Here is a 2,672-nt window from a genome sequence, read left to right as displayed (position 1 = left end):
GGGGCCGTCCGCCGCGCGGGGTGGAGCGCGGCGGGCCGGCGTCGCGGAGCATGACCCGGTCCGGACGTCCTCGCAACTACGGTCCGCGCCGCGGACTGCGCGGTGTGGTCATTGAGTTGGGGGCCCGACCGAGGTACGAGGTGCCGACAAGCCCTCACCACGTTGTACGGCGCCAAGCTGATTGCTGCCGCCCCTCTGTGACCCGGTCACGTGCCGTGGGCCGGTGCGACCCGTACCGGAGAGGGGCGGGAGTCGCACCGGCCATGCGGCCGCGTGTCTACCGCTGCAACTAGTAGACCAACCAGGCGATCATGAGACCTCCGAGCGTGTAGGCCGCGCCGCGCAAGAATTGGAGGAGCAGGTCCCGCGACAAGTTGCGCGTACGCCTGCGCCAGGCGCGATTTGCGTTCCCGGCGGATGGCACGTCGGTCTTCTCGTACGACCGCACCACGTCGTTGGTGGCGATGGCCGACCCTCCTCAGAACGGCCGCGTGCAGGGCACACAGCGTGTCTCCGCACGGCGTCCGCCGGCGGTATGACCAGTCTGTGGGGGCCACGAAGTGGTTGACGCGCGCTGTTTGTGCTGGTCAGAGACCCGGCAACACTGGTGTTGACGTCCGCCGCTCGGTCCGGGTCGGGGTCCGGCGCGGACTGTGGTGCGGGCGCGAGGACCGGTCGACCATGCCGGCCTCACCGAGCACGCGGTAGCGGTCGGCCCAGCGCCGCGCGGTGGTGTGGGAGACCTGGAACCGCTCCGCCGCACGGCGCGGCGGCCAGCCCTTCTTCACGATCAGCCGGGCCAGACGCAGCCGACCGGTCTCGGACAAGGGTGCATTACGGTGGGGCATGAGGGCCTTCTTGCCGGTCGGTGCAGATGTCGCAATCCACACCGAACCCGGAAGGCCCTCACCCGTTCAAGGTCGCCCCAGCGTGCGATCCGTCACCAACCTCCGTGGACAGAACAGCTAGTTCGGAGAATTCCGTTCGCACGGTTCCTGGGTCTAACGTGTGCGGCCCGGGAGAGACCCGGCGTCCTGCGCCGCCGGTGCCTCCACCCGCGCCCCCGGGGGACACCTCCGCGGCGCGCGGTCTCCCAGCACCGGGCCCCTGCCCCTCAGCGCTCAGCGGGGTCAGGGGCCCTCGTGCTCCCCGGCACCGCCAAGAGCCGGGGAGGCCACCGGCGGAAAGGCAGGCAACCCGTGCGCGACGATGAAGGCTACGACGAACGCCCCGAACCGTCCGGCACCACCGAGGAATGCCCCAAGTGCCACGCACCCGCCGTGCCGGGGACACCAAGTGTCACCAGCGTCGGAGCCGCCGGCGTGGTCACCGTCTTCCACACCGAGGAATGCTTCCGCGAACTCACACGCGAGCTCGACGAGCACCGTGCCCAAGACAAGCGCCGCGGCGCCGAGATGCGCCGCGGCCTGGCAGCGCTCCGCGCGCACCTGCGCGACCACCCGCCCGCCGCCAGCAGCGACGCCGCCCCGTACGCTGCGGTCCTCGCCGAATTGGTCGAGCGGTACCTGCTCCAGGACATGCGCGGCCGCTACGTCGTGCACCAGGACGTGTTCGACGTCATCGGCCGGCACCTCCCGCATGTCCCCGGCATCGACGGCACCACCCCCGTCCCGGCTTCCGGCGACGGCGCCACGCGCGACCTCGAGCCGTTCACAGTCCCGGACGACGACAGCGAACTCCTGGCCTGGGTCCTGGACCACGGCGGGACCATCCCGTACGACGGCGACCTCCAGTACCGCCCCGACCCGCTGCACCGCATCGTCCTGCCCGACGGAGGTTCCATCGTCGTCGCGCCCGGCGACCGCTTGCTCGGCGGCCAGGGCACCATCCACCTGGCCGTCCCCGACCACCCCGCCGGAAGCTGACGGCCGGGCAGGCTTTGTCCATGACATCGGACAGCACTTCGACACCGGTTCGGGAGGCGGGGTAAGTACGAGCCCAAGGCGGGATGTTCACGAGATTCGACGGCACCACCCAGGGAACGGCGGGGCGGGCGCCGAGTCCCTGACATACGTTCGAACCTATGATGCGCACCCTTAACCCCTGGCTGGTGGCTCGGTGAACGGCTGGTGGGCCTACTTGGAGGAACGGACCCGTCGAGAGGTCGATGCCGACGTGCTGCGCGACCGCCGGCTGTCGGCGGTCAGGTCGGTCTGGGAGGCGCTGCGCCCGTTGGGGGTGGGCCTGCACGAAGCCGAGTTGGTGGTCCAGGCACGGTACGAGGCTCTGGGCGACCGCGTGCGCCGCACGCCGCCTGATCCGCTGGATCTCCCCTCGCTCGCAGCCCGCGCTGCGGCTTTCCCGGGCCGTGTGAAGGCGGTGGAAGCGTTTTGGGACGGCGACACCGTGCACGACTGGTTCGTGCTCCTTGTCGCGGTCCTGAACGACCCAGAAGGGGAAGACCATCTGGCGACCGTCTACCACCGCCCCGGCAGCCCCCCTCCTGGTGTTGCTGCCGCCGAGGCCGGTCGGGCGCTGGCCGTCCACCTTGGTGTGCCTTTCCACTTCGCATCCCCGGACGTCCCAGATGACGAGGCCCCGCGCTGGCGGACGATCCAACGGTTGGCGGAAGGGCCGTGACTCTTACTGATCTTTGCGAATTGGGTTGTTGATGTTTCGTCAGGTCAGTCCGGTTCCTGCGAGGAAGCCGT

2 protein-coding genes and 1 pseudogene are annotated in these 2,672 nt (G+C 70.2%); 2 read left to right on the top strand and 1 reads right to left on the bottom strand.

What is annotated here, in order from left to right:
- Positions 1-617: 617 nt before the first annotated feature.
- Positions 618-848: pseudogene (locus ACRX5W_RS33045) on the bottom strand (leucine zipper domain-containing protein); the annotation flags it as partial.
- Positions 849-1,199: 351 nt separating this feature from the next.
- Here ACRX5W_RS33045 and ACRX5W_RS33040 point away from each other — a divergent pair.
- Positions 1,200-1,886 (top strand): hypothetical protein, encoded by a 687-nt coding sequence (locus ACRX5W_RS33040; RefSeq protein ID WP_436792092.1) that lies wholly within the window; start codon positions 1,200-1,202, stop codon positions 1,884-1,886.
- A gap of 193 nt (positions 1,887-2,079) precedes the next feature.
- On the top strand, positions 2,080-2,601 hold the full coding sequence (locus ACRX5W_RS33035; protein ID WP_436792091.1) for a hypothetical protein: 522 nt from the start codon (positions 2,080-2,082) through the stop codon (positions 2,599-2,601).
- The last annotated feature ends 71 nt before the right edge of the window (positions 2,602-2,672 follow it).

The sequence above is a fragment of the Yinghuangia sp. YIM S10712 genome (assembly GCF_051388935.1).
In the GTDB taxonomy this organism is placed as follows: domain Bacteria; phylum Actinomycetota; class Actinomycetes; order Streptomycetales; family Streptomycetaceae; genus Yinghuangia.
This window is presented reverse-complemented; position numbering and strand designations above follow the sequence as displayed.